The 25,050-nt window shown below is 60.4% G+C and carries 27 protein-coding genes and 1 pseudogene; 16 read left to right on the forward strand and 12 right to left on the reverse strand.

The window, feature by feature from the left end:
- The 3 genes from YY7_RS62375 to recQ form a co-directional block, all read right to left on the reverse strand.
- A partial coding sequence (locus tag YY7_RS62375) for a DUF4372 domain-containing protein (RefSeq protein ID WP_196237430.1) occupies nt 1–200 on the reverse strand: 200 nt, incomplete at its 3' end.
- A 267-nt stretch (nt 201–467) separates the two neighbouring features.
- Nucleotides 468–1,409: a metallophosphoesterase gene (locus YY7_RS0144180; RefSeq protein WP_028168697.1), complete on the reverse strand. Its 942-nt coding sequence runs from the start codon at nt 1,407–1,409 to the stop codon at nt 468–470.
- Nucleotides 1,410–1,462: 53 nt separating this feature from the next.
- A complete protein-coding gene (recQ, locus tag YY7_RS0144185) occupies nt 1,463–3,325 on the reverse strand; it encodes a DNA helicase RecQ (protein WP_028168698.1) in 1,863 nt (620 codons plus the stop codon).
- Between the two features lie 107 nt (nt 3,326–3,432).
- Here recQ and YY7_RS0144190 point away from each other — a divergent pair, with 107 nt between their 5' ends.
- The 14 genes and pseudogenes from YY7_RS0144190 to YY7_RS0144250 all read left to right on the forward strand — a co-directional run bounded on the left by YY7_RS0144190 (nt 3,433) and on the right by YY7_RS0144250 (nt 15,496).
- The gene (locus YY7_RS0144190) at nt 3,433–4,782 is read left to right on the forward strand and encodes a cytochrome c (protein ID WP_028168699.1); all 1,350 of its coding nucleotides are present in this window, start codon (nt 3,433–3,435) and stop codon (nt 4,780–4,782) included.
- Nucleotides 4,779–5,273, forward strand: a complete 495-nt coding sequence (locus tag YY7_RS0144195; RefSeq protein ID WP_028168700.1) for a (2Fe-2S)-binding protein — start codon at nt 4,779–4,781, stop codon at nt 5,271–5,273. Before YY7_RS0144190 ends, YY7_RS0144195 begins: the two co-directional genes overlap by 4 nt.
- Nucleotides 5,270–7,486 (forward strand): xanthine dehydrogenase family protein molybdopterin-binding subunit, encoded by a 2,217-nt coding sequence (locus YY7_RS0144200; RefSeq protein WP_028168701.1) that lies wholly within the window; start codon nt 5,270–5,272, stop codon nt 7,484–7,486. The genes YY7_RS0144195 and YY7_RS0144200 overlap by 4 nt, the downstream gene beginning before the upstream one ends.
- A 226-nt stretch (nt 7,487–7,712) precedes the next feature.
- On the forward strand, nt 7,713–7,859 hold the full coding sequence (locus YY7_RS61315; RefSeq protein WP_155255589.1) for a hypothetical protein: 147 nt from the start codon (nt 7,713–7,715) through the stop codon (nt 7,857–7,859).
- 100 nt (nt 7,860–7,959) lie between these two features.
- Complete coding sequence (locus YY7_RS61320) at nt 7,960–8,103, forward strand: hypothetical protein (RefSeq protein ID WP_155255590.1); 144 nt, start codon at nt 7,960–7,962, stop codon at nt 8,101–8,103.
- Nucleotides 8,104–8,331: 228 nt separating this feature from the next.
- Nucleotides 8,332–8,571: a hypothetical protein gene (locus YY7_RS0144210; protein ID WP_028168702.1), complete on the forward strand. Its 240-nt coding sequence runs from the start codon at nt 8,332–8,334 to the stop codon at nt 8,569–8,571.
- 207 nt (nt 8,572–8,778) lie between these two features.
- Nucleotides 8,779–9,708 (forward strand): SIR2 family protein, encoded by a 930-nt coding sequence (locus tag YY7_RS0144215; RefSeq protein ID WP_196237431.1) that lies wholly within the window; start codon nt 8,779–8,781, stop codon nt 9,706–9,708.
- The gene (locus YY7_RS0144220; protein WP_028168704.1) at nt 9,705–11,444 is read left to right on the forward strand and encodes a hypothetical protein; all 1,740 of its coding nucleotides are present in this window, start codon (nt 9,705–9,707) and stop codon (nt 11,442–11,444) included. Before YY7_RS0144215 ends, YY7_RS0144220 begins: the two co-directional genes overlap by 4 nt.
- Nucleotides 11,437–12,393 carry a hypothetical protein gene (locus YY7_RS61325; RefSeq protein WP_155255591.1) on the forward strand — a complete coding sequence of 319 codons (957 nt, stop codon included), beginning with the start codon at nt 11,437–11,439 and terminating at the stop codon, nt 12,391–12,393. The genes YY7_RS0144220 and YY7_RS61325 overlap by 8 nt, the downstream gene beginning before the upstream one ends.
- 799 nt (nt 12,394–13,192) lie before the next feature.
- Nucleotides 13,193–13,343: pseudogene (locus YY7_RS59365) on the forward strand (SOS response-associated peptidase); the annotation flags it as partial.
- A 242-nt stretch (nt 13,344–13,585) separates the two neighbouring features.
- Entirely contained in the window at nt 13,586–14,278 is a 693-nt protein-coding gene (locus YY7_RS0144235; protein WP_155255592.1) for a DUF433 domain-containing protein, read from the forward strand.
- Complete coding sequence (locus tag YY7_RS0144240; protein WP_155255593.1) at nt 14,266–14,667, forward strand: hypothetical protein; 402 nt, start codon at nt 14,266–14,268, stop codon at nt 14,665–14,667. Before YY7_RS0144235 ends, YY7_RS0144240 begins: the two co-directional genes overlap by 13 nt.
- Nucleotides 14,668–14,755: 88 nt before the next feature.
- Nucleotides 14,756–15,037 carry a hypothetical protein gene (locus tag YY7_RS0144245; RefSeq protein ID WP_155255594.1) on the forward strand — a complete coding sequence of 94 codons (282 nt, stop codon included), beginning with the start codon at nt 14,756–14,758 and terminating at the stop codon, nt 15,035–15,037.
- Entirely contained in the window at nt 15,038–15,496 is a 459-nt protein-coding gene (locus YY7_RS0144250; RefSeq protein ID WP_028168709.1) for a hypothetical protein, read from the forward strand.
- 498 nt (nt 15,497–15,994) lie between these two features.
- Here the strand turns inward: YY7_RS0144250 and YY7_RS61330 are convergent, their stop codons facing one another.
- The 3 genes from YY7_RS61330 to YY7_RS0144265 all read right to left on the reverse strand — a co-directional run bounded on the left by YY7_RS61330 (nt 15,995) and on the right by YY7_RS0144265 (nt 18,176).
- Nucleotides 15,995–16,351, reverse strand: coding sequence for a hypothetical protein (locus tag YY7_RS61330; RefSeq protein ID WP_155255595.1), 357 nt, complete (start codon nt 16,349–16,351; stop codon nt 15,995–15,997).
- On the reverse strand, nt 16,348–16,917 hold the full coding sequence (locus tag YY7_RS0144260) for a hypothetical protein (RefSeq protein WP_028168711.1): 570 nt from the start codon (nt 16,915–16,917) through the stop codon (nt 16,348–16,350). The genes YY7_RS61330 and YY7_RS0144260 overlap by 4 nt, the downstream gene beginning before the upstream one ends.
- Before the next feature lie 902 nt (nt 16,918–17,819).
- Nucleotides 17,820–18,176, reverse strand: a complete 357-nt coding sequence (locus tag YY7_RS0144265; protein ID WP_028168712.1) for a hypothetical protein — start codon at nt 18,174–18,176, stop codon at nt 17,820–17,822.
- Between the two features lie 192 nt (nt 18,177–18,368).
- Here YY7_RS0144265 and YY7_RS0144270 point away from each other — a divergent pair, with 192 nt between their 5' ends.
- Nucleotides 18,369–18,824: a hypothetical protein gene (locus YY7_RS0144270; protein WP_028168713.1), complete on the forward strand. Its 456-nt coding sequence runs from the start codon at nt 18,369–18,371 to the stop codon at nt 18,822–18,824.
- A 140-nt stretch (nt 18,825–18,964) separates the two neighbouring features.
- Nucleotides 18,965–19,261: a hypothetical protein gene (locus YY7_RS61335; protein ID WP_155255596.1), complete on the forward strand. Its 297-nt coding sequence runs from the start codon at nt 18,965–18,967 to the stop codon at nt 19,259–19,261.
- An 892-nt stretch (nt 19,262–20,153) separates the two neighbouring features.
- On the opposite strand, the gene YY7_RS0144280 is transcribed toward YY7_RS61335, so the two are convergent.
- The 6 genes from YY7_RS0144280 to YY7_RS65370 form a co-directional block, all read right to left on the reverse strand.
- The gene (locus YY7_RS0144280; RefSeq protein WP_028168715.1) at nt 20,154–20,393 is read right to left on the reverse strand and encodes a hypothetical protein; all 240 of its coding nucleotides are present in this window, start codon (nt 20,391–20,393) and stop codon (nt 20,154–20,156) included.
- A complete protein-coding gene (locus YY7_RS0144285; protein WP_028168716.1) occupies nt 20,390–20,593 on the reverse strand; it encodes a hypothetical protein in 204 nt (67 codons plus the stop codon). Before YY7_RS0144285 ends, YY7_RS0144280 begins: the two co-directional genes overlap by 4 nt.
- Nucleotides 20,590–20,781: a hypothetical protein gene (locus YY7_RS61340; protein WP_130231321.1), complete on the reverse strand. Its 192-nt coding sequence runs from the start codon at nt 20,779–20,781 to the stop codon at nt 20,590–20,592. Before YY7_RS61340 ends, YY7_RS0144285 begins: the two co-directional genes overlap by 4 nt.
- A gap of 516 nt (nt 20,782–21,297) precedes the next feature.
- Complete coding sequence (locus tag YY7_RS55035) at nt 21,298–21,675, reverse strand: hypothetical protein (RefSeq protein WP_155255597.1); 378 nt, start codon at nt 21,673–21,675, stop codon at nt 21,298–21,300.
- A gap of 270 nt (nt 21,676–21,945) precedes the next feature.
- Nucleotides 21,946–23,733 (reverse strand): PHA/PHB synthase family protein, encoded by a 1,788-nt coding sequence (locus YY7_RS0144300; RefSeq protein WP_028168718.1) that lies wholly within the window; start codon nt 23,731–23,733, stop codon nt 21,946–21,948.
- A gap of 419 nt (nt 23,734–24,152) precedes the next feature.
- The gene (locus tag YY7_RS65370) at nt 24,153–24,446 is read right to left on the reverse strand and encodes an integrase core domain-containing protein (protein WP_433994570.1); all 294 of its coding nucleotides are present in this window, start codon (nt 24,444–24,446) and stop codon (nt 24,153–24,155) included.
- Nucleotides 24,447–25,050 lie beyond the last annotated feature (604 nt).

A 25,050-nucleotide genomic window follows, 5' to 3' on the forward strand; every position in this document is an offset into this window, starting at 1 on the left:
GCGTTGGCGTTGAACCCCGCCTCCACCCCGCGCAGACTGTCGTGACCGCTCAGTTGCGCATAGATCAGCGCCACCAGGTGATCCCAGCTCTTGAAGGACTTGTCGTAGCCATCCCCGTCCAGACCATCCACAACTGTCTGAAACCGCCGTCGACTGATCGGTTCAAGGAGCTTCCCAAAAATGCTACCGCGAAATCGCATGCTCGGCCTTCTGTGTCTCGACAACCAGAAAAGACCGGTTTGCCTCGGTTTTGCCGAGCATGCACTGCGACATAGCGATTCATTCCCCGGACAGCCCTGCGCTTGCGGGGGAGGGCTGGGGTGGGGGTGCCTCCGCATTGGGACTCCCCAAGTGGAGAGAGCCCCACCCGGCGCTTGCGCGCCGACCTCCCCCGCAAGCGGGAGAGGTGAAGCCAATCCGTAACCGCTTCAATCTGATCGGCTCTCGCTCTGACGCGTGCCTGCGCGTCACCCCGCCCGTCGCAACGTGTGCAGCGTGATCTCCGCCGGGCAGTTGAGGCGGACCGGCAGCAGACTGGTGCCGGCGCCGACCGAGGTGTAGCCGGCCATCTTGCCGTAGCGCCAGGCGCCGGCGCCGAACTTGCGCGGCAGCCAGGCTTCGAGCTTGATCGCGATGCCGCCGGGCAGGCAGAGCTGGCCGCCATGGGTGTGCCCGCTCAGCATCAGGTCAAAGCTTGCGGCTGCCGCCGCCCGGTACACTTCCGGCGTATGCGAAAGCAGGATTGAGAAGGCGTCGTCTGGAATCGGAGCGGCGGCCTTGCCGATGTCGTCGGCGCGATAGAAATGCGCATCGTCGACGCCGGCGAGATAGATCGCTTCATCGCCGCGCCGGATCGCCTCGCACTCGTTGAATAACATCCGGATGCCCATCGCCTCCAATGCCGGCGTCATTCGGATCGAATCGTGATTGCCGAGGATGCCGTAGACCGGCGGCTTCAAAGCCGCGATCACCGGCGCAAGATAGTCAAGGCTCTTGTCGAAGGGACCAAAGGTCTGGCCGCGATAGTCACCGGTCAGCACGCAGATGTCGTAGGCGAGATCGGCGACCATGCCGGGCAGCCGCCGCATGGCGCCAGCGCTCATGTCGGCGTGCAGGTCGCTGATATGCAGGAGAGTGAAACCGTCAAAACTCTTCGGCAGCACGGTCGAGGCAAGTTCGTTGCGCCTGATGCACACGAGGTCCGCGTTCTGCCGCGCGCGACCGTACAGCCCGGTGACTTTCAGCGCCGTTGCGATGACGCCCGGCGCAAGCAGCGAGTTCTCCAGGTTGAAGAACAGCGTACCCTGGCCGAACAGTTGAGCCTCATGCTCGGTCTCGTCGTTCAGCCGCCGCCGGACATGCTCGGCGCCGATCCGCTTGATCAAGTCCTGAAGGCCCAATTCGTGCATGGCTGCCACCATAGCAAACGGGGATGTCGCCGCCTAACGCCGAGATCTGGCGCTCACTCTTCGGTCGTCCGCACCAGAGCGACCAACTCGTCGCCGTAATGCTCGAGCTTCTTGTCGCCGATTCCGGCGATGCCGCGAAGCCGGTCGAGCGTGGTCGGGCGCACGGCGGCGATGCCGTCGATGGTGGAATCGTGCAGCACGACATAGGCCGGCACGCCCCGCTGCCGCGCCACCTCGGAACGCCAGGCGCGCAGCGCGGCATGAAGCGCGGGGTTCGCTGCCTTGCCCTGGCCGGTCGCGACCGGCGCCAGCTCGCCGCGCCGCGACTTGGAACGGACGGCGCGGTTGCGCGCGCCTTCCGCCTGCTCGCGCAAGAGAACTTCAGTCTCGCCCTTGAGGACGCCGCGCGCGCTCTCCGTCAGTTTCAGCGCGCCGAAAGCCTCGCCGTCGGCCCAAAGATGCCCCATCGCGACAAGCTGGCGCAGCACCGCGCGCCACTGCTTCTCGTTGAGCTCGCGGCCGACGCCGAACACCGAGAGCTTGTCGTGCCCAAACTGGGTTACGCGCTCAGTGAGGCGGCCGACCAGCACGTCGATCAGGTGCATGGCGCCGAAGCGCTGGCCGGTGCGGTAGACGCAGGACAGCATTTTCTGCGCCAGGATCTTGCCGTCGCGGACGCGCGGCGGCGACAGGCAATTGTCGCAATTGCCGCAATTCTCCTCTGTCAGCGTCTCGCCGAAATAGGCCAGCAGGCGCCGCCGGCGGCAGCCCACGGTTTCCGCCAGCGCCACCAGCGAGTCGAGCTTGCCGATCGAGACGCGCTTATAGGCGTCCGAGCCGGTGGACTCGTCGATCATGCGGCGCTGCTGCACGATATCGGAGAGGCCATAAGCCATCCACGCGCTGGACGCCTTGCCGTCGCGCCCCGCGCGGCCGGTCTCCTGGTAATAGGCTTCGATGCTCTTCGGCAGATCGAGATGGGCGACGAAGCGCACGTCCGGCTTGTCGATGCCCATCCCGAAAGCAACCGTGGCGACCACGACGATGCCGTCCTCATTGATGAAGCGATCCTGGTTGCGTGCGCGCACGCCGGGCTCCAGCCCGGCGTGATAAGGCAGCGCCGGGATGCCGGCCGCGCTGAGCGAGGCTGCGACGTCCTCCACCTTGGCGCGCGACAGGCAATAGACCACGCCGGCCTCGCCCGCATGCCGCTCGGTGATGAACGCCTTCAACTGCGCCATCGAATTCACCTTGTCGATGATCTCGTAGCGGATGTTCGGTCGGTCGAAGCTTGAGACGAAGCGCGGCGCGTCGGTGAGTGACAGCCGTTCGGCGATCTCCTCGCGGGTCAGTTCGTCGGCGGTCGCGGTGAGCGCCATCCGCGGCACGTCGGGAAAGCGCTCGGCGATCACGGAAAGGCCGATATATTCGGGCCGGAAATCATGGCCCCATTGCGAGACGCAATGCGCCTCGTCGATCGCAAACAGCGCGATCTTCGCCTGCGCGAGCAGACTGAGGCAGCGCGGCGTCACCAGCCGCTCGGGCGCGACGTAGAGCAGATCGAGATCGCCTGCGATCAGGCGGCGCTCGACTTCGCCTGCTTCCTGCGGTGACAGCGTCGAGTTCAGCACCGCCGCGTTGACGCCGGCCTCGGTGAGGCCCGCGACCTGGTCGCGCATCAGCGCGATCAGCGGCGAGACCACGATGCCGCAGCCCTCGCGCAGCAGCGACGGCAACTGGTAGCAGAGCGATTTGCCGCCGCCGGTCGGCATCAGGACCAGGCAATTGCCGCCGTCGGTCACATGCCGAACGATCTCTTCCTGCGCGCCCCGGAACGCGGTGAGGCCGAACACGGAATTGAGCACGGCAAGCGCATCGCTGGTCTCGCCGGACGGACGGTTGAGGACAGAATCCATGTCGGTTTCAGACGCAGTCAAGAAGCGGTGATCGGGAGCCCCGCCGGCGAACGATGCCGAGATATCCGTGTTAAAACACGGTCCAACCACAAACTCAAATGGCCGGCATGGCGAGATCGCCACGGATCATCGCAGGCATTGTCGCTGTCGCGCTGGCCGCAGGCGCAGCGGCGGCCTTTGCGATCGTGTGGCAACCCGCAATCGCCGCGATCGAACCGCCGCCACCGGCATCGTTCGATCCGGCCGTTGTCAAGCGTGGCCGCGAGCTCGCTGCACTGGGAAATTGCAGTAGCTGTCACACCGTGCGTGGCGGCCAGGATTTTGCCGGCGGCGTGCCGGTCCCGACCCCGTTCGGTGTGGTCTTCTCCTCCAACATCACGCCGGATCCGGAGACCGGCATCGGCAGGTGGTCGGAAGAGGCTTTCGGGCGTGCCATGAGCAGCGGCGTCAATCGCGAGGGCCAGCATCTCTATCCGACCTTCCCCTATGACCACTTCACCAATGTCACCGATGAGGACGACCGGGCGCTTTATGCTTTCCTGATGACCCGGCCGCCGGTGGATGCGGTGGCCCGGCCGAACGAACTCGTCTTTCCGCTGGATCAGCGGCCCATCATCGCCGGATGGAAACTGCTGTTCCTGCGCCGCGAGACATTCCAGCCCGATCCGGCAAAGAGCGCCGAATGGAACCGCGGCGCCTATCTGGTCGACGGCCTCGCCCATTGCGGCGCCTGCCACACGCCGCGCAATGCGCTGGGCGCCGAGCGCGTGAGCGCGCAGTTTGCCGGCGGCGAGGCCGACAATTGGCACGCTTATGCCCTTAACGACCGCGCGCATGCGCCGGTGCCGTGGAACACGGAGTCGCTTTATGCCTATTTGCGCAACGGCTGGCATCCCGATCATGGCACCGCACGCGGGCCGATGGCTGAGGTGGTGAGCAACCTCTCCACGGTGCCCGACACCGACGTGCGCGCCATCGCCATCTATATGACGGACGTCTCCGGCGCGGCGAAGCCGGAACGCGATCGCAGCGCTGTGCTCGCCCAAGCCGAATCGGCACCTGCGCAAGGAGACCCGACGGGTGCCGCGATCTACGTCGCGGCCTGCGCCTCCTGCCATGAATCCGGCCGGCCGCTGCCTTATGGCGGCGTCAACCTTGCGCTGAGCACTGCGGTCACCAGTCCTGATCCCCGCAACCTCGCCAATCTCATTTTGGCCGGCGTTCCGGCGGTGGCGGGCGAACGCAGTCCGATCATGCCGGGCTTCGCCGACAGCATGACCGACGCGCAGGTTACTTCGCTCCTCAATTACCTGCGCACGCGTTTCAGCAAGGAACAGCCCTGGACTGACGTTGAAAAGACCGTTGCGGATGCGCGCCGCACCCAGACCGCGCTTCTCCAGACTTCCATTGGGCCGCGCAATGTGCCGGCCGACCCTTCGCAGCGAGACCAGCCATGATGACATTGAAGGTCAACGGCCAGGAAAATCACATCGATGCCGATCCGGATACGCCGCTGCTCTACGTGCTGCGCGACGACCTGAAGCTCAACGCTGCCAAGTTCGGCTGCGGGCTCGGCCAATGCGGCTCGTGCACCGTCATCGTCGATGGCAAGGCCGTGCTGTCCTGCGTGACGCCGCTGGTGCTGCTCGAGGGCAAGCAGGTGACGACGCTGGAAGGTCTCGGCACCGTGTCCGCGCCGGCGCCGATCCAGCGCGCGTTCATGGAAGAGCAGGCGGCGCAATGCGGCTATTGCATCGCCGGCATGATGATGCGGGCGCAGGCGCTGCTGCTCAGGAATCCAAAGCCGACCGATGCGCAGATCCGTGCCGAGCTGCAACCCAATCTTTGCCGTTGCGGCACCCATATGCGCATCCTGCGCGCGGTGCATCGCGCCGCGCGATTGATGGATACGGCGGATGCATCCGCAAACGAGAGGAGCGGCCAATGAATGCGCCTGTCATCCTCGATCGCCGCCGCGTGCTGCAGGGTGGCGGTGCCCTCATTGTCAGCTTCTCGCTAAGCCGCGCGTTCGCGCAAGAAGGAGCGCCGGCGGCTGCAAAGCGGCCGGGCAGCCTCGCGACCGCGTCCTATCTCGATGCCTGGCTCCGCATCGACGCCGATGGCCGTATCACCGCTTTCACCGGCAAGGCGGAACTCGGGCAGGGATTCAAGACGGCGTTCCAGCAGATCGCCGCGGAACAGCTCGATGTGGCCTTCCAAGCGATCCACGTCGTCACCGCGGACACGCAACTCACGGCCAACGAGGGTTATACATCAGGCAGCCACTCGATGCAGGATTCCGGCACCGCGATCCTGAACGCCGCCGCGCAGGTGCGTGAACTCCTGATCGCGGAGGCGGCGCGGCGGCTCGGTCTCGCCGTCGAGGGCCTGAAGACCGATAGCGGTGCGGTGGTCGCGCCGGACGGCAGACGGATCACTTACGGTGAACTGGTCGCCGCCGACATGCTCCATGTGCAGGCGCAACCGCAATCGAAATTGAAGGATCCTGCGACGTTCAAGGTCATGGGCCATCCCGTGCCGCGCGTGGACATCCCGGCGAAGGTCACGGGCGGCGAAGCCTATGTGCAGGACATGCGGCTGCCTGACATGGTGCATGCGCGTGTGGTGCGGCCGCCGAGCTATGGCGCGCAGCTTGTCGAATGCGACAGCTCGGCCGTCGAGAAACTGCCCGGAGTCGTCAAGGTGGTGCGCGATGGCAATTTCCTTGCGGTGGTCGCGGACAAGGAATTTCAGGCGGTCAAGGCGATGAACGCGCTCGCCGCCGCCGCGAAATGGAAGGAAAGCCCGAGCCTGCCAAGGCAGGATGATCTGCTCAATGTGATCACGAGCCTGCCTTCCCAGGATTCCACTAATCGCAGCGATCCTTCCGTCTCCGGCCAAAAGACCGTCGAGGCCACTTACACGCGCTCCTATCAGTCGCATGGCTCGATCGGGCCATCCTGCGCGGTGGCGCATTTCGTCGGCGACGCGATGACGGTCTGGACGCACACCCAGGGCGTCTATCCCGACCGCCAGGCGATTGCGGAGATGCTGCGGATGCCGCCCGCGAGCGTTCGCCTGATCCATGTCGAGGGATCCGGCTGCTACGGCCATAACGGCGCCGACGACGTTGCGGCCGACGCTGCGCTGATCGCGCGTGCGCTGCCCGGGCGGCCTGTGCGCGTGCAATGGATGCGCGAGCAGGAGCACGCCTGGGAGCCGTTCGGGCCGGCGATGGTGACGAAGCTGAGGGCCTCGCTCGACGCCGATGGCCGCATCGCCGACTGGAATTTTGCGGTGTGGAGCAACACCCATTCGATGCGGCCGGGCAACGCCGGCACGCTGCTCGCCGCGCAGCACATGGCGCAGGGCTTTGCCGTTCCGCCGCCAAAGCCGTTGCCTTTGCCGGAAGGCGGCGGCGACCGCAACGCGATCCCGCTCTACAATTTTGCCAACGCGCACGTGGTGCATCATTTCATTCCAGCGATGCCGCTGCGGATTTCGGCGATGCGCGCGCTCGGCGCCTATCACAATGTGTTCTCGATCGAGAGCTTCATGGATGAGCTTGCCGGGCTCGCCGGCGCCGATGCGGTCGAGTTTCGCTTGCGGCATCTCGAGGACGCGCGCGGACGCGACGTCATCGAAAAGGCCGCGCAGGAATTTGGCTGGACGCGAGATCAGAAACCGCAAGCCGGCCGCGGCTACGGCTTTGCCTTCGCCCGTTACAAGAACCTTGCGGCCTATTGCGCCATCGCTTCGGAAGTCGAAGTCAATCGCGAGACCGGACGTGCGCGGCTGCTGCGCGCGGTCGCCGCTGTCGATTCCGGGCAGGTCGTCAATCCGGACGGGCTGACCAACCAGATCGAGGGCGCGATCATGCAATCGATGAGCTGGACGCTGTATGAGAGCGTCAGCTTCGACGACACCAGGATCACCAGCATCGACTGGCAGACCTATCCGATCCTGCGCTTCGACGCCGTGCCTGACCGCATCGATGTCCACATCATCAACCGCCCTGGCCAGCCGTTCCTCGGCAGCGGCGAGACCGGTCAGGGCCCCGCCGCAGCCTCGATCGCCAACGCCATCGCCCACGCCACCGGCAAACGTCTGCGCAACCTGCCGCTGACGCGCAAACGCATCAAAGACGCGATCGACGCGTGAGGGGCCGGAATGCGAGAGATGAGATTTCGTCTCCGCTTGCTCGAACCCGCCTCTCCCCTTGTGGGAGAATGAAACTCTGTGTAACCGATTGAATTGTAAATGGAAATTGGAAATGGTGTCCGTATAGTGTCCCTTGCGCGAGGTTCCTTGCGCGTGTCCTCGTTTGTGTCCGGGCGAGCTTTCAGCCTATCGCTGCTTTTGGCACGGATGATTCCGACGCCACCGGATGATGCTCGATGATGAGGATACGCCCGGATCGACATCTCGTCCGGCATCGGCAACAGAGTCCTTTGTTGTCGCCGACCGCATGGGGGCTGTTGCATTCGTTGAACTGAATACCGACGGCGCGCCGATTGGGCTTGCTTTAGCCTGAGCACCCATGCAGCAGTCGCGCATGGTCATTGTGCTTCCGCACCTGACGAAGGCTTGCCGGGTCCGGCACATCCGCGTCAGCGCGCCCCTGATCGAGGTCCTTGCTCGACGGCCAGAAATGCTTCCGGCCCGACGATCTGCTGCCGCCAGCTTCCGGCGAGGAACTGCCGCCCAAGATCCCCGGCGGGCGCACCGCGGCTCGACCGGAAGGCATGGTCGACGGCAAGCAACCTTGCCGAGCTTGAGCAGTTGATCGGGCCACCATGACGACCTACCCGCAGAAAATCACCTTCAGCGAAATGCGCGCCTCAGGCGTCCGTGACGTGCTGGTCTATTGCCGTGACCATAGGTGCAGCCGTTCCCGTCGAGATCAGCGCCGACCGCTGAGCGGATGACCTGCGGCTCTCCGCACATACAAATCAGAAAAGGTCGTGATAAATTTCGTGGATCTCGGATCACCTCTGGAGGTCTGGATGATGATCGCGAAGGAAGACCTGCACGCGGCCTTAACGTGCCTTGCCGAACGCTCCCCGCAAACGTTTGTGCTGGAAAGGTACCATCCGCATCAGCCGCTAGTCATGACCGCGGCAGATCCGCCCGCCGCCGGCATCGATCAGTTCAAGGCCCTGCGCAGGGAAGATAGTTCGATAAAAAACCCAGATAATTCAATAAGATCGCGCGGCGGTGTCGTCATTTGTGTCGCGATCCGCTGAAGCCACTAATATCTGTGCAAAATCTTTTTTTGTGCGGTTGCGACTTCTCTTCATCTCTCCTCCTGTGGTTGTAGTATCGCACGATCTGCCCAGCTTCGCAGGGAAGGGCAATGGTGTGTTCAAGGCTCAGATGGTCTCGGGGCAGACGCGCTACCAACTCCCTTCGAGCTGGAGCAACGGTGCGCATAAGGGTTGCGGGGCAAATCATTGCGTTTCGTCGAGCAAGGGGCGGACATTCCCGATGAGTTGATCCGGGCCGTTACCGATGGAAGCGCAACGTTCCTCTGCGGCGCTGGCGTCTCGTTCCGTGTCAACTTGCCGTCTTTTAAGGTGCTGACCGAACGCGTCTATGCGCGGCTTGGGGAAGCACCGGACGACGAACCTGCCGAACGCAATGCCATCGAGAGCAAGGAATATGACCGCGCATTGCGTTCGCTAGAGAAGCGCACCCACAGGCCGGGAACGCCGTCGCTCGTGCGTGACGCGGTCGCCAAGGAACTAGCCCCGCCCGCCGTCGCATTTCCTGACCACCTCGCGTTGCTTCAGCTTTCACGGGATCGCGATGGCCGTCCACGATTACTCACCACGAATTTTGATACGCTTTTCGAACGGGCTGCGCACGATGCGGGGATGCCTAACGTCCCCAGTTTCGCAGGCGTATCGATGCCACGTGCTGGCGGTGAGCGCGACCACGGCATACTGCATCTTCACGGGAGGATCGCGGACGATACGTTGAATTTGGACCCCACCGACTTGATCTTGACCAGCGCTGACTTCGGCGAGGCATATCTGCGAAGCGGTTGGGCATCGCGCTATATCGAAGACCGCATGCGCCTCGGCACTTTGGTGCTAGTCGGCTACGGCGCGGAGGACGCCGCGATGCGTTTGCTGCTTGAAACGCTCGACGCCGACCGCGACCGCTTTCACGATCTACACGATATTTATGCAATCGAGATTGGCACGACAGCATCGGCGTCGATATGGAAGGCAAAGGGTATAAAGCCGATTGAGTTTACCAGTTACGATGCCATCTACGATACGCTCTCGGAATGGGCGCGTTATGCCATGCAACCAGTCGATTATCGACGTGCGCGCGTTAGGCACATTTTGGGAACGGCGCCGGCGGCTGGCTCATGACTGAGAAGAATGTGAAACCGATATCGCCCAATAAAAAAACACCGGCCGACGCTACTCCGTTCGATCGTGAACAGTTGCGCTTTTTTCTCTCGGGCGGCGACCTCGCCGCGACGCTCTCTGAATTCAATCCTTCATTGGCGTGGCTGCCCTATCTCTCGGAGATGAAACTCATCCAAAGCGAAAGGCAGCTAATCGCATGGATCGAGCGCAATTTCGCTGATGTGGACGCGGTGCGGGATGTCGTCGCCAACATCCATTTTTTTGGACGAGATACCGCAGACTTCCTCGAACATCGGTTGATCGCTCAAAGTGCTAATCTGCCGACGCTGTTGGTTAAGAGCTGGCCTCTGATTATCCGTCACATGCGCACGGCTAAGGCGGGCTTTGCTCAAAATGAATGGTTCGAAATTGCACCGCAGCTGACGCGGGGAGATTATTCGGCTCCGCTGCTTGAGCGGCTCGCCAACGCGCTGCGGCCGAAGCTGAAGGTTGGGAAACGTTTTTCATGGGACGGTGGCACTGAAGATGAGGTGCCGGAACGCCCCTCTGATCTGATGGCGATTGACTATGAAGTCGAGGATGGCGTGCAGTCGGATGACGTTCTCGCAGCATGGCCCAAGAACGCAGAGCCTGAAATCGACGAAACTTTTCTTGACCAGTTAACCACAGCGATTAGCGGGGCGTTGGCGGATGCAACAGATGCTGGCGTCGAGGCCGCCGACGGGTACAGCATGTCGGACACCGATGTTCCCTCGGTCGAACGACATCCTCAGAACGAGTATCACTCCGGCTTTCAAACGATCGTTCGGGTGATAGCCGAAGTTTGGACGGGACTTGCGGCAAAATCCAGTGGCAAAGCGCTCGCCGTCGCAGAGCGTTGGCGGGATAGCCCGTTCCGCCTTATACGCCGACTGGCGATGTTTGCCTTCGCAGATCCAGTCATCCCGGCTGACGTCGCGGCTGATTTTCTAATCGACGTGCCCCTTGGAGAACTCTTCCTTACGAACTCCAGCGTCGAGGCGTATCGCCTGATCCGCGCGCGGTGGAGCGATTTTCCGCCGGAGAAGCAGCAACAAATTCTTCTGCGGATTTGCGAAGGCCCGCCACGGAGTTGGTTCCAGGAGAGCGCAGACGTTGATCGTCAAATCGATCGGACCCGCTACGAACTCCTCTCCGACATGGTTCGGGACGGCGTCGATATCGGACCCCAAGCGGGGAAACTGTTGGCAGAGATCCGTGAACGCTGGCCGCAATGGAAGCCAATGCCAGCGGAACGAGCTGGATTTCACATTTGGCATGAAAGTGGTGATAGCGAACTCAGCGATGACACCGATAAGCTCAAGGATATTGCCGACGGCGAACTCGTTGCCGAGGCGAGAAAAATTGCTGCGACGGCGGACTTCATGGCGGGAGATAGCTGGCACAGTCTTTGTCTCAGCGACCCGGATCGCGCTTTGCGAGGGCTGGATGCCGCCGCCAGGAACGGAGACTGGCCGAAGGCCTATTGGGAACAATTGCTCTGGTCGGGCAACGATTACCGGGAAGGCGAGACTGAACAGAAAATTGCAGAGCGGCTGTTGCAATGGCCAACGGATAGTTTCGGCACCATTGCGACCGCAGCTTCCTCATGGCTGAAAGGCCATGCAAAGACGCTTTCCGACGCTTTGTTGTGGCCGCTCTGGGACCGCATCGCTGATGCGACTCTGATCGAGACCCCGGAGGCCGAAGATGCGTGACGTATTTACCGACGCCATAAATTCTCCACCCGGACGGCTTGCGGAAGTGCTGCTCGGTAAGATTACCAAGGGGCATGGAAGCGAACTTTCAGATGACGTTCGCTCACGGCTTGATCGGCTTATCGATGCACCTGGTGAAGCTGGACGGCTTGCGCGCGTCCGTCTTGCCCGGGATGTGCCATTCCTATTCGAACATGCGCCGAATTGGACGACATCCCGGATTATCCCGCTTTTTGATTGGGCGTCACCCGACGCAGCCAGCGTTTGGTCGGCGCGCAAATACTCAAGTTACATCGGATCGCCAAAACTGTTCGGTCTCATCAAGCAACCATTTTTGCAAATGTTTGGCCGCAGTGACATGCAGGCGCAAGACCTCGAAACGTTCGCGAGATGGCTGACGACGATATCGATCGTCAACCATGCTAAGGCTGCGGGCTATCCGTTGCTTGATACCGAAGCGAGGTCGGCTTTACGCAAGGCCGGCGGCAGAACGCTGTCCAGCGTGGGTCACCGCTTGGCTGTCGAAATGCAGAGTGCCAAGTCGGAGGAAAAGATCAAGTGTTGGCAGAATGTGGTGGGACCAGTCTTTAGCGGAATTTGGCCGCTCGATGTCGAGTTGCAGACACCAGCAGCGACCTTCACACTTGTACGAATATTGCTCGCGACCGGCGAGGCTTTTTCGGAAGCTGCTGACGTTATCATTCCATTCATTCAGCCCGACGATCCGCGTTCGCAATCAACTATATATTCCATAGCCAAGGCCGACGAAGCGCTCTACCAAGCCGCTCCATCTAAGATGTTAGACATGATGGTGGCCGTGGTTGGCGATGCCCCGCCGGGAAGTGTCTACGCGCTTGGAAAAGCTCTCTTGCGCCTGCGAACGATTGCTCCCGCTCTCGGGGGCACCAGGAAATTCCAAAAACTTCTATCCTTGGCCTCGCAGCATTGAAACCGGACATTTCCGCCAAAATACAGGGGATGGGGGAATGACGAAGGTAGTGCCATCACAGATCGTGTCATTTATCGATCGAATTTATCCGGGAGCGAAGTCCACTCCCGATATGCCGGTGTATTCAGCGGACTCTGCTGTCTTGGGTGCCATCATTGATCTCGCCGACGACCTTCCTGTTGAGCTGCTAACCCTAAGTGGCGACGACTATGCCAACTACGTTTTTGGCTTGGAAGCAATGCAGGCTGCCATAGATCGCTGGAACTATCGTGGCGGCGACGATCGACCGCGAAACCACGACGGCAAGAGTCCGGTATACCTTGTCCGCGAGGCTCTATCGAAATGTCCCGATCAGAGTCCATCTCCGCAAACAACGGAACTTTCCTTCATTTCGGATAGACAGTTGGCAGAAAGCATTCGTCTCGACATAGACAGCGCGACAGATGCCTTGCACCGCAATGATTTTAAGGGCGCGACCGTTCTTAGCGGGTCAGCGATGGAAGCGCTGTTGTTGTGGAAGATACAGAGCGTTGGCATTACTTCCCCCATCACCGGGATGCGCAATAACGCCAGACCATCGCCCGAAGAATGGGTTTTGGAAGATTACATAACGGCGGCCGAGATCCGAAGCCTTATCAAACCAGATACCGCCAAGCAGGCACGGCTCGCGCAGAACTATCGAAATCTTATTCATCCCGGACGCGCTGTGCGTCTGGCTCAGACTTGCAATCGCGGCACTGCGTTTGGCGCGCTTGCCGCGGTCCACTTAATGTCGCCGATTTCTGAAAGCGGCGTGAATAGTGATGTGCATTGGCGGCGGCTGGCTCAAGCCAGAGAGCCGGTGCTTGGTCCCGGCCAACGGCTTCGTCGAGTACGCGCCGGAGCCGAAGAAAAAGGACGTGGTATGGTTCGCGCTCAACGATGACCGGCCGCTGTTTGCCTTCGCTGGCAACTAGACCAAGTTCAGTCGGCAGTTCCTCCGATTGCGATACGCGGGAGCCGAGCGAGACGCTGCGCGTGCCGGCCGAACTTTGATAAGGACGATTGGCAGCATTGAGGGTACTACCATCTGGTTAGAAACCCCGAACGACACAACCCTTGTTGCACGTGGTTGTTCCGTGCTTAGAAAAGCGGCGGCGACTCAGGTAAACTGGTGGGTGCCTTTGGGGGGCGGCGGAAATGCAGGTGTCGCGTGGCTACAACTAGCAGCAATCGCGCCGAGCCGTGGCGAAAGCGGCTGCACATTCCCGCCTATCGGGTCGGGGAGGCTGCTCGCTATGCTCAGATTTCGACGCAGACGGTAGTGGCTTGGCACAAGCTGAACGATCGGCATGTGTTGTCGGAGAAGCAGGATGGTGAGCGTCTGTCCTACCTGCAATTGATCGAGGTAGCCGTCGTGGCGGCTTTTCGAAAGGCTAAAATTCCGCTGGGGGAAATTCGCGCTGCACGCGAATATGTGAAGCGGAGCCTGGGTAGCGCGCATCCCTTTGCCGAGTATCAATTTAAACGATATGGAAAATCCCTTTTTACTGAACTCGACGAAGACAAAGGCCGACGAAAGCTGGTGAAAGCCAACCAAGCCGGACAGCTTGCTTGGAAAGAAATCGTTGGCCCGTTGCTTAAAGAATTTGAATACGAGCACGAAGGCGTAGCGATCCGCTGGCACGTCGCCGGTCCGTCCTCACCTGTCATTATTGATCCGCGATTATCGTTTGGGACACCTGTCGTCAAAGGTGTGCCGACCTGGATCGTCAAGGGCCGCTTCGATGCTGGCGAAAGCGACAGCGTGATCGCGGAGGATTTTGGCATTGATGTCCCGTCGGTGCGCGAGGCATTGAAATTTGAGGGCGTTCTGCCCGGGCAACAGCAAAAGTGGACTCACTAACGTTTTATTTTGACCGGTGCTTCGGAAAGCGCTTCCCCGAGGCGCTGCTGAAAATGCAGACTCCATTTCAAGTCGAGTATCACGATAGCCCGGGAAATCGCTTTCGTCATGACATGGAAGACGACGAATGGTTGAAGGTCGTTGGCGCCAAAAACTGGATCGTATTCAGCCACGACAAGAAATGGCACGGCGAGTCGCCTGCTATCGCCGCCATCAAGGAACACAAGATTGGCTGCTTCTATCTCTGGGGCGCAAGCGTTCCGACGTGGGATAAGTACGTCTGCCTTGCGCGCGCCTATACCCGGATCAAAGATCGGTTAAAGACACCAAAGCCATACATTTACAGGGTAAGCTACAACTATCGCGTTGATCCGGTGAAAATCCCCTAGATTGTCGCGCACTGTGCGTCGGCTCTCCACGCTCGCTTTGAACGCGATCACGCAATGGCCGTAACATCAGATGAATTGGGCGCTGGTAATGACTGAACGTTGGGCTGCCGACAATCTAATCTTGCTCCACAAGCAGGAAGAGGCGCTGCGAGCAAAGAGCCTAGCTGTCATAGAACTCAGCACCGCTCTTTCTGACCACTGGAATTTGGTGGCAGAAGCGATGAACATCGTCTACGCTTTCACGCACGACTACGTTCACGAGAGTGAAAATGAACTGACGTTGCAGTATCTTGGCATCAGGCTGTTCAACGCGGCGGCCGCCTCAATCAAGCTCGCGTTGTCAGGCAACTACCAGCAGGCATTTGCATAAGTGCGTGATGTGATCGAAACGTACTTCCTCGTAGATTACCTTTCGACGAACCCTGAGAAGATTGAAGAATGGAAGCGTGCCGATAAGAAGAAGCGCATGTCAAACTTCGGTCCAGCATTTATTCGTAACGCCCTGGACAAACGAAGCGGTCACACCGGGGGCGAGCGGAAGAGGATTTACGACCTGATCTCAGAACTAGCATCGCACGCCTCCTCTCCGGGAATAGCGTTGACGACGACGGGACCTGCTAACTTGGCTCAGGTTGGGCCATTCTTCGACGACAAGAAGCTCACGGCTTGGCTCCATGAAATGGCGATGCGCCTGAGCCACGCTGCGGTGGTGCTTGTATCAAATGCCGAGGGCCGCGATCTGGCGCTCTTGGCAACTCGCGCGAACTACCTGAGAGTCATCCAGGGTTGGTGGTCGAAGTACCGAGGCATGCAATTCACCTCGTCTTGAGGCCAGCGCTGCGCGATTTGCGAGGATCATCCTCACCTCGCAACACGGCCGCGCCGCCCCGCGATAGCAGGACGGCTGGTCTGTGCCGCTCTATTGTCCGGGTCCTACCGATGGGGGATGGTACGCCGGCGCAACCATCACGCTCGCACATTTGCAGGCTTCACAGGCGAGCAGTGTCGAACCACTCTGACAAAGCGGCGCGATGCGTGTCGGGGTAAAATCTTTGGAGCACAGCGAGGCATTCGGACTTGTAGTTCTGCAACCGCCTCACCGGATCGCGGGTCGCCACACTGCCCATCTCGATCAAGCACGCGGCCAAAGTGACCCACTTGGGCTCCCGTGGCATTACGAAGCACCGTTCCATCGGGAAACCGTGTGTCCAACAATTTCCTCGGCATGTTTCGTCCTTCCCGCTTCTGACTTACTCGCCTACATCACACGAGCACTGCGCGACCACGAGCGCCAACGAGGGCGCACGTGCCGACGATACCTCGATCGTCACAACGCCGCGTCATCGCCGCACTCGATAGTGCCTGTTCTTGGCGGCGTTCGCGTTGCCACCGAAATCACAGTGGCATTCGACCAAGTCGGATGCCGCGAGCCAATCGACAACATCACCCCTTTGCACCCATGCGCGGAAGCCGTTCCATCCGAGCGGTTTGTAGGCACAACGCGGTTGTGAACCAAAAACGTGCCCTTGGGGAGTTTTCGCGTCGGCAGGTACGCTAGGCCATGCCGCTGTCCATCCTTCAGGGTGTAAATACTCATATCCAAATCACCGTCTTCGTTGTTGTTACCTTCGCGCTTTCGTGTGCCGCTCGCCATCGAGCAACTGTCTTCACCACGTCGGTTCACGACGCTGCGCTCCACTCCGCCAGCGACATCCTTTCCGCGACGTATCCGATGGGGTATCCGTCCCGAACGTGTTGGAGCGAGCAGTAAACCTCATCGTTCAGGATGATGCCGCGCAGGTCGCGGTTGCCGGGGTGCTGCACGAATGCAAGCTCAAGGTCTCGCCACCTTCCCGTATAGGTCTTGGCCTTGGCGCCGATGATGCGCGAAAGCGGCAATGGCTCGGCCCGAGCGCGCCAGCACTCGAAGTTGGTTTCTCCACGACCTCGTGCCGCGGCCTCTAGCTGGCGCACATGCTCGATCGTCCATTGCGGAAACCGCGCAGTGATCGCGGGCCATGGCTCGAAATCTTCAGCGAAAAGCGTCAGGCGCACCAGAGCAGTAACGCCCCTGCGATAGCCCTGCATGCCAGCGGCAGTGCGATCCCCCTGACTGCGTGTCGTTGCCCACAGAAAGTCGGGACTGGGAAAGCCACCGATTTGATTGCGATCCGGCCGCAATTCTTTCGTAGCCACGATCCACGGTAGCCGCGCGGTGCAGGTGAAATGATAGAGCGTTTCGGCTTTCATCGCTGATCATTCCACTTCCGCTACCTCAACAAAGCATGATGCAACAGAAAACCGAGATCGTCGCATGCGTCAATCAACCGATTGCATAACCTCACTCTGAGCAAAATTGCGAGTTGTTCTGTTTTGTTGAAAGGCTTGCAGATTTCGGGACAGAGGCCCGCGCAAATTTTTTTCAGCGCACCTGCTTGAAGTGGGCGCAGCAAAAATGCTGCGTGACGCTTAACAAACTGCATGGATGTTAGTTAGCTCACAACGACATGTTACTTCACTCAGCCCGGCCGATCCTGACGTTGATCACCATTGCTCGAAGCTGCCCAGCGGGGTTACACATCCGAGTTGCCGAATGGCTCGCTAGTGCGCGCGCAGCGCCGACGACAAAATGACAGCTCTCAAGACCGATGACTGATGGTTCGCGCTAAGACAGGAAGGCCACGTAGCCGCCGTCCGACCAAGACTCGTAAGCACCCTCGCGGAACGCGACTAAACCGATCCGAAGAGGGCCCGGTAACCGGCGCGCGCTCCTAGCAATCTCATAATGCAAAAGCCCCAGCCGTTTTCAGGCTAGGGCTTTTTAGCAATCGGCGGTTGGCGTGCTACGGGTCCAAGGTCCCGAGGGAGCTAGTCCCTTCCATCTCCGCCTTCTGCTCCCATGTCGATGGGAGCTTAAGACCTCACTAAGGAGGCCGAGAACGGAAATACGCTCCACGGAGGAGCCGCATTCCTGATACGTAGACTAGCGAAATAGACGGTGAAGAACCAGCCAGCAGCGCTGTCCCTTTCCGCATTGCGCAAAATAAGTCCCCGGGAAGTTGCCTTCCCGGGGGCTTATTCGGATTGTCCGATTGGTACATCCGCAACCGGACCCACCCCAGAGCTTGCTAAGCATTCCGCGCGATCGTGGATTACGTGAGGCAACAGCGTGCCATTGTTGTGATGACATTTGCCTCAAAATTCCGAGCCGATAACTCTCGCTTGCGCCAGTCGGCGCGGCGCCGATGTTCGGCCGCCATAGCTTTGCGTACCTGCACATCGGATATCAGTCTGTCGATCTCGGCGCCGTCCAGCGTCCGCTTGATCCGCAACAGAATGGACAACGCGATCACGACATCACCGTGAGGCAACAATAAATCGCGTGCTGCGACATCGCAGTGCGCGATGACGGTCTCGATGGCCTGCTCGCTGGCACGCACTTGCATTGCCAGGTCATGCGTCTGTCGAAAGTCGCCAGCAGGCGCGACGCGCTCACCTTCCAGCAGCAACGTTCAGTCGACCGATGACGAATAAGCCACTGATGCGCGACAAGGTCCGTCGCCAGTGTCTCAGTTAAGCCGTCGACGAAGTTGTCTTGAAGCCCGTAAGCTGGAAGGAGTAGGCGCGTGGCCGCGCCATCTTGCGTTTGCCCAAGGCTGTCCTAGCCTGCGGGTCTCTCCTAGCAGCTGACGGAGGAGACCATGCGCACCCTCAGAACGGCATTGATAGGTGGATTCACCGGAGCCTTGATGGCTGGCAACGTCGCGACGCTCCATGCGGCTCCTTTGCCGACCAACGTGGCAAGCATGAAATCCATGGTCGCCGACAGTTCGATCCAGATCCGGTGGGGCGGCTGGCGCGGCGGCGGATGGGGATACAGAGGTGTCGGAGGCTGGGGTCCTCGAGGTTGGGGTTGGGGAGCAGGCGCGTTAGTTGGTGCCCTAATCGGTGGCGCGATCGCGAGCAGCGCCTATGGCTATTATGGCGGCCCGTACTACGGCGGCTACTACCCCGGCCCGTATTACGGCGGCTACTATCCCGCCTACAGCTACTATCCGGCGTACGTCGACTATGGCTGGCAAGCAATCCAGGAGCCTGGGGCCGCCCGCTTCTACAGACCTTACGGATACGGCGGGCGGCCCTGGGGCTATTGGTAAGCGGGCCGGCCGTGCAATTTTTCTCGGCGCGCCGGCCTTCCAACGCTTACCGCGGAGTGATCGCGCCGAGCGGATGGGGCCCGTCGCTTGGGCGTTATTCTTCGCGCATGTGGCGCATCTTCCGCGGTGGGAGAAGCACAATGTCCATCTCTATCCTCAAGCAACTCGGCGCGGCGGCGGTGCTGACTGCGATAAGCTGCGCGCCGGCTCCGGCCCAGCCAGTGATATCCGAGCCCGGCTATTGCGCACAGTTCTATCCAAATGCCAATTGTCAGAACAAAGGGCCCGGGAACCCCTACACCGACCCGAATTACCGGCTGTATGGCGGCCAGAGCTCGGGACCGTGGCCGAGCGGTGAAACTGTCGGCATGGCGCCGAAGCGGCCCCGCGGACGCGATCTGCCCCGACGACATCCCAGCACTAGCCCCGGGCGGTGATTGCTAAAGCGGGTGGCGCGTTACCCGCCGGGCCTATGATCTTCGCTGCGTTCGTTGCGCGTCTCCGGCTCCATCGCATTCAGGCGGCGGAGATCTTCGAGCAGACCGCGCTGGATTGGATCAAGGCTTTGCGGAATCTCGCCAGATCCTGCTTGGGTGCGCTCCTCGTCGGGCTCCAATCTGCGCCGGAAGATGAGTCCGCCGCAGACAAGCGCGAAGCCAATGACGATCAACGCGACACCTAGAGCACGCATTTTGCGACCGCCAAAAGGCGCATTCTATCCCGCGTCGCTGCGGCACCCAATGCGCTATTTCCGCTCGGGAGGCTGCCAGAACGGCCGCGCGAGAACCCATCAGCACCGCGCGATAGCGTGCCACTGCAGCGAGAGGCGACCGGGGCACCAAGTCGAGGCTGATCCCCGGGGCCGCATTTGGGCCTACGGCTTCTTGACCACGGCACCGAGTCCGAGATCGAGCCTAACCATCATGTGTCGCCATGGCTTGCAGGGTTGTTTGTTGTCCCCGAGTATCGGCGAAAAGGAGCAGGCGCCGTATGGTTCGAGCGATCGAGGATCAAGCGCGACAGCGAGGGCTTTCACGGCTCTACCTGAACACCACGGATGCCGGGGGTCTATGCGAGGCTCGGTTGGGCGGACCTTGATCGCACTAACTGGAAGGGCTTCGACACAACTCTGATGGCTCGCGATCTCTAAAGGCGCTGCGAAGGCCGTGGCGGAATGAGGCGCTCAAGAGGAGCAGCGGCTGGATCGACTCGGTGAAGCCGTGATCCAGTTTAGCATAATGTTCGATGATGCCGGCCTGCAAGATGCTTCAAGCTGGTCCGCAATCTGAAGCAGATGTATCCAAACACCGACGCGCTTGGGCGAGCGGCTCAAGCTGTATGTTGAGGAGAACTTTCCCGACTAAACCCGTCCACCGCCAGTCTGATCTTGTGCGCGGTATGGTCAATGGTGATGCAGTTTATCCTCGTCAGCGCGCCGCTGGTCCTGAAGAACAGTTTGTGGCCGAGCTTTAGCTCGGCGTCGACGCGGTGGTGCCCCTTGATAAGCATGCCGTCGAGGTTGGTCTCGCCGATTGCATCGCCGGCTTCGTTCACGATTGTTCGGATCATTTCGCCTCTGTGATGTGCTCCGGCGCCGCCGCGATGGTTCGCAGTCTATCCAACCTTGTGCCGGCCCCGGCGTTCCAACCCAGATGTACCCGAGCAACGATACACTCGGCGAGCGCATCAAGCTTTATCATGGCCGGCGTATGCCAGGCCTCCCGGGCGAGGGGATGTTCGTTGTCTATGGCGCGCAATGCGATGATCATAGCCGGATAGCCTGCACGGCACCGGGCTCGCCTGAAATGGCGCGCTGCGGGCTACCGAAGTGGTCTATCGTGATCCATTCGCGGTCAAGTGTCGGCTCATAGAGGTCGAAGCCGTCAGGGCCGGAAGCGACGACCGGCATCTCCGGATCGAGCTTCTGCAGCTCAGCTATCAGGTCTTTGACTTTCATGGGCTTGCTCGTTGCTAGTCTGCGCCGCGGTGCCGGAGCGGCCATGCTGGCTTCACAGTCCTCTGCGGCCAGGTCGCTACCGAACCGAAGCAACACCATCTTCAGCGCGGCGGCCATGAGGCTTACAATGGAGCCGCGGACAGGAAACGCATCGCTAACTTTGGGCTCTGTTCTTACCGCCTCCATCCAACGCGCCCGGCGTTGCTGACGTTCCTATAGACTGGGCAGCCGCTCTCCGCCCAACGCTCGCCGCCCACGTAGATGTAGGCCTTGAGCGGTGGCCGGTCGGAATGGTTCGGGTGTGCAATGACCTCGATGGTCGGTTAGTTCGGAAGTGACCGGCCGACTTTCTAAACGCCGTTTTAGACCCACAGGCGGCCTCGGCTGCCGACCGATTCCGCTTCACAATGCGCAGTTCCTTTGCCGAAGCGGAAAACTCGGCTCCTCATTGAGGGCAGAGGTTGTTGGCCGTGACCAAAGCAGATATCCGCGCCGGTTTGCCGGCGGATCGGCCTTTCAGGGATGCGCCGCCAGCCAAGCGATGATGCTTGGCCCGTCCTGCAAGAATTCCGAGGTGCTGCAATGCAATGCCGTCTCGCCGGGGTTTTTGATGAGCGAGACATCCTTGGTAGGCAACGCATCAAGGAACGGTTCAATCGAGGCGAGCGGTGCAACCTTGTCTGCCGTGTTGACGGTCGCGAGGGTCGGGACGTCGAGACATGACGGGCCAATCGTGCGACCCAGCACGGTGAGAGTGCCTCGACAGAACTGGTTTTCCCGATACAGCCATTCGGCAATCTGATGGACCAGCCTCCCCGGGAGCGGGGCCTCGTCAAGAGCCCAGCGCGCAACCCGCGCATGGACATCCAGCGCCCGCAAGTCGTCAACGCTCATTGCCGCATCCATCAACCGGGACCATACGAACCTATGAGGGGCGGCGAAAGCGCTTGCATGCGACAGCAGCGAGCCCGGGATGATGTCCGCTTCACTCAGATCAGGCGGAATCATCGAGACGAGCGCATCGCGAAATCGGTTCGTCGCTGGTTGAAAGCAAACGGGCGCGCCGAGAAGCGATAGACCGCGGACAGCTCGCGGTTCGCGTGCGCTAAAGGCCGCCGCCAACGTCCCGCCAAGCGAGTCGCCGATCAGGAAGAGCTTTGTCGCTTACGCGGCCATCGATCTTACGCGGACGTACGAGCCCGGCGCGTTTTCGATAACCGGTAACTTGCCGCCGCCCGGTTCGCGGGCAGGAACGCGGCCTGCATCAAATTGCGTNACCCATTCGTCCCAAAGCGGCCACCACGACCCTTGATGAGGCGTAGCGCCGGCGAGCCACTCGTCCGGACTGGGCGGCAAGTTGTCGTTCGCCCAGTGGCCATACTTGCTGCCTGGCGCGCTGATCACGCCAGCCATATGGCCCGCAGCGGATAGAACGAATTTGACCGGCCCGGAATACAAGCGTGTCGCCGCATAGGTCGATTCCCACGGCGCAATGTGGTCTTCGCGCGTGGCCAGAATGAAGGCCGGAGTCCTGATTTTCGACAGATCGATCGGCATATCCGCCAACGTGATACCGCCGGGTTTTGCCAAGAGATTTTGCTGATACATCTTGCGTAAATAGAATGAATGCATCGCCGCTGGCATGCGCGTCGAATCCGAATTCCAAAACAAAAGATCAAAGGGCATTTGCTCCTTGCCGAGCAGGTAATTGTTGACGACGAAGGACCAAATCAGGTCATTTGCGCGCAACATATTGAACGCCGTCGCCATATCTTGCGCTTCCAGATAGCCGCGCTCGCGCATCCGCCTTTCGAGAGATGCCAGTTGCTCTTCGTCGATGAAGACGGCCATGTCTCCGACTTCGGTAAAGTCGACGAGCGTCACGAAATAGGTGGCGCTTGCAATCCGGTCGTCGCCCTTCGCGGCCAGAAAAGCCGCCGTCGAGGCAAGCAGGGTTCCGCCGAGGCAATAGCCGATCGTGTTGACGGTACGCTCACCGGTCGCGGACTCGATCGCGTCCAGTGCGGCCAACGGTCCCTCGAGCATGTAATTTTCAAAGCTCTTTTCAGCGAGCTTCTCATCGGGATTCACCCAGGAGATGACGAACACCGTATGCCCCTGATCGACGGCCCATTTGATGAAGGAGTTCTTCGGCTGAAGATCGAGAACATAGAACTTATTGATCCACGGCGGCACGATGAGGAGTGGCCGCCTCCGGACTTCTCTGGTCGACGTCGCATATTGGATCAATTGCATAAGCTCGTTCTGGTAGATGATTTTTCCTGGCGCCGTTGCGATGTTTTCGCCGAGGCGGAAAGCCTTCATGTCGGTCATTGTAATCGCAAGCCGACCATCGCCGCGTTCCAGATCGACGAGAAGGTTCTCCAAACCACGTAGCAGGTTTTGTCCGCCAGACTCCAGCGTCGCGGTGAGGACCTCCGGATTGGTCGCGACGAAATTGGAAGGCGACAAAGCATCAACGAATTGGCGCGTGTAGAAATCGACCTTACGAGCGCTGGCCTCGTCCATGCCTTTAGTTTCGCGGATTGCGGAAAGAAGCGACTTCGCCGCAACGAGATAGCTGTCCTTCACAAAGTCGAAGATAGCGTTCTCGCTCCAGTCCGGATGCTTGAAGCGTTTGTCTTTCGGGGGACCGGCCTCGCGTGCACGCAGCATGAGCATGCGTTCCGCGGTTTTCTGCCAGATACCTAGCGTGTCGTAGAATAGGTTGATCTGGGCGCGGGCGACTACCACCGGGTCGGTCATCATCTTTGTCACGAGCTCGAAAAAGTCGAACCCGAGCGTTGACGTGTCGCCCATGCCGGACTTGACCGCGTCCGGCTGATGCGACACAAAGCGCTGCATCAGGAGCTGGCTTTGTTTCGCGATGTTCTGCAGTTGCGCCGCAAGGGCAATCGGATCCCAGGTGGGCTGCATCTGTTTGTCGGCCATAGCTCCCTCCTGTCATTGTCAGGCTTTACCAGAGCCGTTCGGATAGGCTCCAAAAGACTAACACCCGATTGGGTGCGGTTGGAGAGCGATGAATCACCGTTTCGCCATCAGGCGAACCTTGGGCAATTGGCCAAACGCAAACGCTACCGTTGTCGAGAAGATGACCGGCAAGCGCCGCTCAAACGTGCTGCGATGCAGCTAAGCGTTGTGCATTGCGGGAGTTCCTTCTTGCGACGTCATCCCAAATATTTTCTCCAATGTAGGTAAGGGGGGAGCGGAGCTTCCGTCTCTGCAATGCTCCAAGGTAGGGGCTCGACGCGCAATTTGTCGCCCGTCGGCTTCCTCGCCGCTGCAACTCTCCAGATCTCAGAATCCGCATTGATACGTCTGAGGGGACTAGGGCTGTCTGTACCGAAAACCTAAGCTCGGGCGTAGTGGTGGTGAAGTCCGCCAAGGATGGCGTGTGATTTAATGCTTCCGGTCCGCTGGACCGGGCGGGCAACCGGCGCGTCTTTGTCCAACGACCGGTGCGGTCGGATGTCGTTGTAATAGCGTGCGTAGGATCGCAAAATCCGTCGTAGCTGCGTCTCCCCAAAGACGATGATGTGATCTAAGCACTCGCGGCGGATCGATCCGATCAACCGTTCGGCAACTCCATTCTGCCACGGCGAGGCCGGTGCAGTAGGCCTGTCGCGGATGCCCATGGAGCGCATTCGGCGCGTGACGACGCTGCCATAATCCGGTCGTGATCCCGGATGAGGTAGCGCGGAGCCTCATCCCAGGGAAATGCCTCCGTGATTTGACGTGCAACCCATTCGGCCGTCGGATGTGCTGTGACGTTGATCCAAACGAGAGCTCTGCGATCGAGCCGGACGATGACGAGAGCATAGAGCAGCTCGAAACCGATCGTTGGAACGAGCGGCAATGTCCGGCGCGTGGCTGCGCAAGAACGTCCGCCATCCCTGGCTGGGCGGCCCGCGTCGCCTGACCATGTACTTAGCGACGCTCGACTGCGCGACCACCCGAGCTTCAGCAGTTCGCCGTGGATGCGCGGCGCGCCCCAAAGCGGATTTTCGATGCTGATCCGCCGGATCAACACGCGCAGCTCGGTGTCGATCTGCGGTCGGCCGCCCGAAGATCGTGACTTCCAACGCCAGTAGCAGCGAAAACCAGTCCTGTGCCAACGCACGAGGGTCTCGGGCCGGACGATGGTGAGGACGGACGAGATTGATGGAAACCAACGATACAGCTGGACAAAGAACCAGCGATCATGGTTCGTGAGCCGGACGCGACCCTGCAGCCTCCGCCGCAAGACCA

This window comes from Bradyrhizobium elkanii WSM2783, assembly GCF_000472865.1.
In the GTDB taxonomy this organism is placed as follows: domain Bacteria; phylum Pseudomonadota; class Alphaproteobacteria; order Rhizobiales; family Xanthobacteraceae; genus Bradyrhizobium; species Bradyrhizobium elkanii_A.